This is a genomic window from Micromonospora acroterricola (assembly GCF_003172955.1).
Lineage (GTDB): Bacteria > Actinomycetota > Actinomycetes > Mycobacteriales > Micromonosporaceae > Micromonospora > Micromonospora acroterricola.
The window spans coordinates 1-8713 of the sequence record NZ_QGKR01000354.1; the positions used below are offsets into that span (position 1 = coordinate 1).

The window sequence follows — 8713 nt, forward strand, 5'->3', positions numbered from 1 at the left end:
GCCTAGGACCAGGCCGGGGTCGGGTTCTGGGTCCGGGGTGGAGCCGGGGATCTTGTACTCCTCGGTCAGGGTGGTCATCGGGCCGGGCCAGGTGGCCTGAGCGACCTCGATGGGCTTGCGGTGACCGTCGTACGCGACGTGCAGCAGGTGCAGCACCGGGGTGTCCGGCCGGATCTGGAGGGTTTCGGCCTCCTCCCGGCTGGGCTGGCGCGCGCTGATCGTGTCCGTGGCGGAGACGTATCGCCGCCCGGTGGCCTCCTCGGCCTCCTGGTACAGCGGCCGGCCGAACGCCTCGGCGCGCTCCAGGGAGGTGCCGGCCGTGTCGGAGGGCAGGAACCAGGAGGCGCCCACCTCGACGGGGGAGTCGTCGGTGCGTACCAGGTGCCGGCGGCAGAGCAGGTCGGTGCCGTCGGGCACCCCGAACGCGTCGGCGACCTCGGCGGGTGCGGGGGAGCGGCCGACCGAGACGAGCTGCTGACGGTACCGGGCGGCCAGGTCGGTGTGGTAGCCGCGGAAGCCGCCGTAGCGGCCCCGGGAGAGCCGGTTGAGCCGGCGGCGGGTGCCGCGGACGTACGTACCGGAACCGGGCTTGGTGATCAGGATGCCCTCGACCCGCAGCTGGTCGACGGCGCGTTGCACGGTCTGCTTGGCGACGCCGAACATCTCGGCGATGGCCGGGATGGACGGCAGCCGCTCGCCCGGCGCCCAGTCGCCGCGGCGGACCTGCGCCTTGAGCTGCGCGGCGATCTGCCGGTGGGGGAACTCGGCGGCCCCGGGGTTGATCTGCATACCCGCCTCCCTGATCACAGCTAGGTTCCTAGGATGCCTTAGCGGGTGTGACGGCGCTACCCCGGACATGCGGGAAAAGACGAAAACGGGCCCCGGACCAGCAGGTCCAGGGCCCGAACGTCAACGGGGAGAGGCGTTACCAGGAGCCGGCGGTGGGGCCGGCCGAACCGCCCCGACGCCGCAGGTACTTCTCGAACTCCTGAGCGATCTCGTCACCGGTCAGCGGGGTGATCCCCTCGTCGCCGACGCGTTCCTCCAGCTCGCGGACGTACTCGCCGAGCTCGGCGTCCTGCTCGGCGGCGCTGCGGACCCGCTGCTCCCACTCGGCGGCCTCCTCGGCCAGGTCGGTCATCGGCACCGGCAGGTCGACGACCTCCTCGACCCGGTGCAGCAGGGCGAGGGTGGCCTTGGGGCAGGGCGGGTTGTTGGCGTAGTGCGGCACGTGCACCCAGAACGAGACGGCGTCCACCTCGGCGCGGGTGCACGCGTCGTGCAGCACGCCGACGATCCCGGTCGGCCCGTCGTAGCGGGTGGGGGTGAGCTGGTAGCGCTCGGCGGCCTGCGCGTCGGAGGCGCTGCCGCTGATCGGCAGCGGCCGGGTGTACGGCACGTCGGCGAGCAACGCGCCCAGCAGCACCACCCGCTCCACCTCGAGGCTGTGGCAGATCTCCAGCACCTGCTCGCAGAACGTCCGCCAGCGCATGCTCGGCTCGATGCCCCGGATCAGCACCACGTCCCGCTCGGTGCCCTCCGGGCTGGCCACCATGAACCGCGTCGTCGGCCACTCCACCCGGCGGGTCTCCCCGTCGGCCATCGTGATGGTCGGTCGGCTGACCTGGAAGTCGTAGAAGTCCTCCGGGTCCAGCTCGGCGACCTGCCGGGCGTTCCAGACCTGCTCCAGGTGCTCCACGGCGGCGGTGGACGCGTCGGCGGCGTCGTTCCAGCCCTCGAAAGCGGCGATGGCCACCGGGGACCGAAGCACCGGCAGTCCGTCGAACTCGGTCACGCCGTCACCTCACCCTGCTCGTCGCGGCCGACGCCGGGACCGTGCCCGGTCCTCGGGCCGTGGGGCACGGCGGCGTCCCTGTTGTCCTTCACGTCCGTCAGCCTACGTGCCAGGCGGGGGCCCGGCCCGTCGGCCGCGCCGGTCGGCCCGGCCGACAACCGGTCATACGACAACGAACCGGACGGCGTGATCCCGCTGACACAATATGGGATCGGGCGTGGACGGCGGTTGGCGACGGTGGGAGCCGCACTAACCTGAACGGGTGCGGACTTCGTTGATGGATGTGCTGGCCGACCGGATCCTCATCGCCGACGGGGCGATGGGCACGATGCTGCAGGCCGCGGACCTCACGCTCGACGACTTCGACGGGCTGGAGGGGTGCAACGAGATCCTCAACGTCACCCGGCCGGACGTGGTTCGCGGGGTGCACGAGGCCTACCTGGCCGCCGGCGCGGACTGCGTGGAGACCAACACGTTCGGCGCCAACCTGGCCAACCTCGCCGAGTACGACATCCCGCAGCGCATCCGGGAGCTGTCCGAGGCGGGGGCCCGGATCGCCCGGGAGGCCGCCGACGCGGCCGGTACGCCCGAGCGCCCGCGGTTCGTGCTCGGCTCGATCGGGCCGGGCACGAAGCTGCCCACCCTCGGGCACGCCGCCTACGCCACGCTGCGTGACGCGTACCAGGAGAATGCCGCCGGCCTGATCGCCGGTGGCGTCGACGCGCTGATCATCGAGACCTGCCAGGACCTGCTCCAGGTCAAGGCGGCGGTGGTCGGGTCGAAGCGGGCGATGGCCGAGCTGGGCCAGCAGGTGCCGATCATCTGCCAGGTCTCCGTGGAGACCACCGGCACGATGCTGGTCGGTAGCGAGATCGGGGCGGCGCTGGCCGCGATCGAGCCGCTCGGGGTGGACCTGATCGGGCTCAACTGTTCCACCGGGCCGGCGGAGATGAGCGAGCACCTGCGGTACCTGTCGCAGCACTCCCGCATCCCGCTGTCGGTGATGCCCAACGCCGGCCTGCCGGTGCTGACCGCCGACGGCGCGTACTTCCCGCTCACCCCGGTGGAGCTGGCCGACGCGTTGGAGCGGTTCATCACCGAGTACGGCGTGGGCCTGGTCGGCGGCTGCTGCGGCACCACCCCGGAGCACATCCGGGTGCTGGCCGAGCGGCTGCACGGCGTCACGGCCGCGCCCCGTGAGCCGCGGCACGAGGCCGGCGTCTCGTCGGTGTACCACCCGGTGCCGTTCGCCCAGGACGCCTCGGTGCTGATGGTGGGGGAGCGGACCAACGCCAACGGCTCGAAGGCGTTCCGCGAGGCGATGCTCGCCGGGGACTGGCGGGCCTGCGTGGAGATCGCCCGCAGCCAGGCGCGGGACGGCTCGCACCTGCTCGACCTCTGCGTGGACTACGTCGGCCGCGACGGCACCCAGGACATGCGCGAGCTGGCCGGCCGGTTCGCCACCGCGTCGACGCTGCCGATCATGCTGGACTCCACCGAGCCGGCCGTCGTCGAGGCGGGGCTGGAGATGCTCGGCGGCCGGTGCGTGGTCAACTCGGTGAACTTCGAGGACGGCGACGGCCCCGACTCCCGGTACGCGCGCGTGATGCCGGTCGTCCGCGAGCACGGCGCGGCGGTGGTGGCGCTGCTCATCGACGAGGAGGGGCAGGCGCGGACCCAGGAGTGGAAGGTCCGGGTCGCGGCGCGGCTGATCGACGACCTGACCGGCCGCTGGGGGATGGACCGCTCCGACATCCTCATCGACGCGCTGACCTTCCCGATCGCCACCGGGCAGGAGGAGACCCGCCGCGACGGCATCGAGACGATCGAGGCGATTCGGGAGATCACCCGCCGCTATCCCGGGGTCAACTTCACCCTGGGCATCTCGAACATCTCCTTCGGTCTCAACCCGGCCGCCCGGCAGGTGCTCAACTCGGTGTTCCTGCACGAGTGCGTGCAGGCCGGGCTGACCTCGGCGATCGTGCACGCCAGCAAGATCCTCCCGATGTCGAAGATCCCCGAGGAGCAGCGCGCGGTCGCGCTGGACCTGGTCTACGACCGGCGCCGCGAGGGGTACGACCCGGTGCAGCGGTTCCTTGAGCTCTTTGAGGGCGTCGACGTCACCAGCGCGCGGGCGAGCCGGGCGCAGGAGCTGGCCGCGCTGCCGCTGGACGAGCGGCTCAAGCGGCGGATCATCGACGGTGAGCGCAACGGCCTGGAGGCCGACCTGGACTCCGCGATGGCCGGCGGCCGGTCCCCGCTGTCGATCATCAACGACATCCTGCTGGACGGCATGAAGGTGGTCGGCGAGCTGTTCGGCTCCGGGCAGATGCAGCTGCCGTTCGTGCTCCAGTCCGCCGAGGTGATGAAGACCGCGGTGGCCTACCTGGAGCCGCACATGGAGACCGCGGAGGACGGCGGCAAGGGCCGCATCGTGTTGGCCACCGTGCGCGGGGACGTGCACGACATCGGCAAGAACCTGGTCGACATCATCCTGTCCAACAACGGCTACGAGGTCGTGAACATCGGCATCAAGCAGCCGATCAGCGCCATCCTGGACGCCGCCGAGCAGCACCGCGCCGACGCCATCGGCATGTCCGGGCTGCTGGTGAAGAGCACCGTGATCATGAAGGAGAACCTCGCCGAGATGGCCACCCGCGGCGTCGCGGACCGGTGGCCGGTGCTGCTGGGCGGGGCGGCGCTCACCAGGGCCTACGTCGAGGACGACCTGCGCTCGACGTTCCCCGGGCAGGTGCACTACGCCCGGGACGCGTTCGAGGGACTGTCCCTGATGGACCGGGTGATGACCGCCAAGCGCGGCGGCGCTCCGGTTATCGACCCGGAACGGGAGGCGGCCCTGGCGGCCCGCCGGGCCCGCCGGGAGCGGCAGCGCTCCGTGGTCACCGAGTCGCTGCCGGAGCTGCACGACTCCTCGGTCCGCTCCGACGTGGCCGCGGACGTGGCGGTGCCCACCCCGCCGTTCCTGGGCACCCGGGTGGTCAAGGGTGTGCCGATGGCCGACTACGCGGCCCTGCTCGACGAGCGGGCCACCTTCCTCGGGCAGTGGGGGCTGCGCGGCGCCCGGGGCGGCGGCGGCCCGTCCTACGAGGAACTGGTGGAGACCGAGGGCCGCCCGCGCCTGCGCTACTGGCTGGACCGGCTGATCGCCGACCAGGTGCTGGAGGCCGCCGTGGTGTACGGCTACTTCCCGGCGTACTCCGAAGGCAACGACCTGGTCGTGCTGGACGAGAACGGGCACGCCGAGCGGGCCCGCTTCTCCTTCCCCCGGCAGCGGCAGGAGCGGCGGCTCTGCCTCGCGGACTTCTTCCGGCCCAAGGGCGACCAGCTCGACGTGGTCGCGTTGCAACTGGTCACCGTCGGCCAACCCGTCAGCGAGTACGCGGCGAAGCTGTTCGCCCGCAACGAGTACCGCGACTACCTGGAGGTGCACGGGCTCTCGGTTCAGCTCACCGAGGCCCTCGCCGAGTACTGGCACCGGCGCATCCGCGCCGAGCTGACCCTGCCCGACGGCCGCACCATCGGCGACGACGACCCGGCCGACCTGGCCGGCCTGCTGCGCAACGACTACCGGGGGTGCCGGTACGCGTTCGGCTACCCGGCCTGCCCCGATCTGGAGGACCGGGCGAAGATCGTGGAGCTGCTGGGGTCCGAGCGGATCGGTGTGGAGCTGTCCGAGGAGTTCCAGCTCATGCCGGAGCAGGCGACCGACGCCATCGTGGTCCACCACCCGGAAGCCAGCTACTTCAACGCCAAGTGACGAGTGCAGGTGCCCTGACCTGCGCTTCGGGGACGGCAGGTTGCAAGATCATGCCGTTCCCAGGCCGTCGAAGGAGGCCCACTTACGTGTTGGACGTGCCCAGGTCGGTCATCCCTTCTCAGACGATTCCCGCCATGGGCGTATTGGAGCCGTGACCCCGGCGGCCGGTGACCGGCCGCCGGGGTCTGCCCGGTCAGGACTCGGAGGTCCTGCGGCGGTAGGCGAGAAGCAGGGCGGCGCCAGCGGCGACGGCGATGGTGCCGAGGCCGGTCAGGACGGGTATCAGCGCACTACCGCCGCTACCACCGGTTACCGGTAGCTGCGTACGGCTTGGGGTCGGAAACCCAGTCGGAGCTCCCGTGGGCTGGCCTGTCGGACCGCCTGTGGGGCTTCCGGTGGGCTGGCCTGTCGGAGTGCCGGTGGGTGCACCGGTCGGGGTGCCGGTGGGCTGGCCGGTCGGGGTGCCCGTCGGTGTGGTCGTCGGGGTTCCTGTGGGTTGGAGGCAGACGGGGGCGTTGATGGTGTTGTTGTCGAGGGTGACGGCGCCGGTCTGTGCCAGGGCGCGGCCCTGGAGGGTGGCTCCGGTGTTCATGGTGATTGAGGTCTGGGCCAGGATGTTGCCCATGAACCGGGTGCCGGTGCCGATCGTGGCCGAGCTGCCCACCTGCCAGTAGACGTTGCAGGGTGAGGCGCCGTTGATGAACACGACGCTGCTGTTGGACGCGGTGATGAGGGTGGACTCGATCTGGAAGATGAACACCGCCGCCGGGTCGTTCTGGGAGTTCAGGGTCAGGGTGCCGGTCAGTTGAGCGGCACCGAGCCGGTACACCCCGGGGGTGAGCGTGGATCCGCCGAGTTCGGCGGGGAGGCTGGTGAACGGGGTCCGGCCGGCGGCGTTGTTGTAGGCGGTGGTCAGGTCGTTCTTTGCTTGTAGGGCGACGCCGTCGGCGAGGTGGATCTCGCCGGCGACGGTGCCCGGGGGGAAGCCGGTGGCGGTGTTGCCGGGGTGGACGCCGAGGCTTTGCGCCAGGAAGCTGTCGCCGGTGTTGGTGACGGTGGAGCCGGCCAGCACCGAGAAGTTGGCCGCTGTCCCCAGGTTGACCGGCGCTGGCTGGGCGCTGGCGCCGGTTCCACTGAGCATCAGCACGGCGGTGGCGGCGCAGGCAGCGGTGATGGCCGTGAGTGCCGGCAGGACGGCGCGTCGACGATGACGGATTGAAGTGACTGTCACGATGTGGCCTCTCATGGTGTGTCTCCGGCAGGCGCTGTCAGGACAGCGAACCCGAGTCACGCCGAAGTGCAGATATAGGTAACCGGACTTTTGCACATCTAAGCCCATAATGGAGTCATACCGACAAAGTCTCTGCTCGGTCATCGACGAACCTCTGCCGTGGTCGAAGCGCTGCCAGAGTTGGGGCACCATGCAGGCCGGCTAGATCAACACCGCTGGAGGTGGCCTGAAGGGGTGAGCGCTTCCGGCGGGCGTCGGCACTCCGAGATGCCCAGCCTCTGGTTTGGGCTCACCCGCTCCACTGACTGGGGACGAAGGCCGACGGGATGGCCGGGAGTGACGGGCGAGCCACCGAGATCAATACAACGCCAAGTGAGTTTTATCCATGCATGTCTCGTCGCGCCGTGTAGGACGGCGGCTGGCGACCATCAGCCGTGACGCGCGCCGCCGCCATCCCCGCTGCGCGGCGACACGCGAGCCTCCACAGGCACTGCAACAAACCTGCAAGCGCCAGCCCTTGCCTTCAGGGAAACCGCTTTCCTACGATTGCGTCACATCGATGTTTCGTTCTTGAGCCGGGCGAACGAATATCAAGCATCGCCAGTGGCGGCATGCCGTTTGTGCGGCGGTTCCCCGCAGTGACCTGCGCGATGGAGATCTCGGTGCAACTCAAACCATTTACTGCCGACGATTCCTGCGCGGCCGAGAAATGCCTGAGGCTGGCAGGGGAACGGTCGCGGCGGCCGACGCGGGAACCGGCACAACAAGGAATGCGAAGGTGAGGCGAGATGAGACGACCAGTCGCACTGCGACTTCAGGCGGCCCTGGCTACGGCGGCCGTTGGGATCGCGATCGGAGTGACCCTGCCGACCCCTCAGGCTTCGGCGGCGGTCGGGACCGCCACCGGTTACGCCACCCAGAACGGCGGCACCACCGGCGGCGCGGGCGGGCAGACGGTGCGGGCCACCACGGGCACCGCGATCCATGCGGCGCTGTGCGGTCGCGCCAGTAGCAGCACCCCGATCACCATCGAGGTCACGGGGACCATCAACCACGGCAACACCAGCAAGGTCTCGGGTTCGAGCTGCAACACCGCGGACGGCGTGATCGAGCTCAAGCAGATCAGCAACGTCACCATCATCGGCGTCGGCAGCGCCGTCTTCGACCAGCTCGGCATCCACATCCGCGACTCCAGCAACATCATCATCCAGAACGTGACCGTCCGGAACGTCAAGAAGTCGGGCTCGCCCACCTCCAACGGCGGGGACGCCATCGGCATGGAGAGCACGGTCCGCAACGTCTGGGTCGATCACGTCACCCTGGAGGCGTCGGGCGGGGAGTCCGAGGGGTACGACGGCCTCTTCGACATGAAGGACAACACCCAGTACGTGACCCTGTCCTACAGCATCCTGCGCAACTCCGGTCGCGGTGGCCTCGTCGGGTCCAGCGAGAGCGACCTCTCGAACGGTTTCATCACGTACCACCACAACCTGTACGAGAACATCGACTCCCGTACGCCGCTGCTGCGCGGCGGCACGGCCCACATCTACAACAACCACTACGTGAGCCTGCACGAGTCCGGCATCAACTCCCGGGCCGGCGCCAAGGCCAAGGTGGAGAACAACTACTTCCGCAACTCCAAGGACGTCCTGGGCACGTTCTACACCAACGAGCGCGGCTACTGGCAGGTCAGTGGCAACGTCTTCGACAACGTGACATGGTCCAGCGCCGGCAGCGAGAACTACCCCGCCGGTCCCAACCCGACGTCCAACACCACCGTCAGCATCCCGTACTCGTACCGCCTCGACGGGGCGAGCTGCGTGCCGGACGTCGTCCGTCAGACGGCGGGCGCCAACACGGGTCTGAGGGTTGTCCCTTATACACATCTCCGAGCCCACGAGACGCGTAG

Annotated in this window: 5 protein-coding genes; 2 read left to right on the forward strand and 3 right to left on the reverse strand. The window is 69.9% G+C overall.

Annotated features, from left to right (window positions below):
• On the reverse strand, positions 1-789 hold a 789-nt coding region (locus DKT68_RS29910), incomplete at its 3' end, for a GntR family transcriptional regulator (RefSeq protein WP_109820726.1).
• A gap of 136 nt (positions 790-925) precedes the next feature.
• Positions 926-1795 carry a PAC2 family protein gene (locus DKT68_RS29915; protein WP_109820727.1) on the reverse strand — a complete coding sequence of 290 codons (870 nt, stop codon included), beginning with the start codon at positions 1793-1795 and terminating at the stop codon, positions 926-928.
• Positions 1796-2072: 277 nt separating this feature from the next.
• Here DKT68_RS29915 and metH point away from each other — a divergent pair, with 277 nt between their 5' ends.
• Complete coding sequence (gene metH / locus DKT68_RS29920) at positions 2073-5573, forward strand: methionine synthase (protein ID WP_407940810.1); 3501 nt, start codon at positions 2073-2075, stop codon at positions 5571-5573.
• 193 nt (positions 5574-5766) lie between these two features.
• On the opposite strand, the gene DKT68_RS29925 is transcribed toward metH, so the two are convergent.
• Positions 5767-6804, reverse strand: coding sequence for an ice-binding family protein (locus tag DKT68_RS29925; RefSeq protein ID WP_236647139.1), 1038 nt, complete (start codon positions 6802-6804; stop codon positions 5767-5769).
• Between the two features lie 788 nt (positions 6805-7592).
• Here DKT68_RS29925 and DKT68_RS29930 point away from each other — a divergent pair.
• The coding region (locus DKT68_RS29930; RefSeq protein WP_109820730.1) for a pectate lyase family protein at positions 7593-8713 on the forward strand (1121 nt) is incomplete at its 3' end.

Coding starts and splice junctions, on each gene's coding strand:
- metH (WP_407940810.1), top strand. CDS start 2,073: ATGGATGTGCTGGCCGACCGGATCCTCATCGCCGACGGGGCGATGGGC.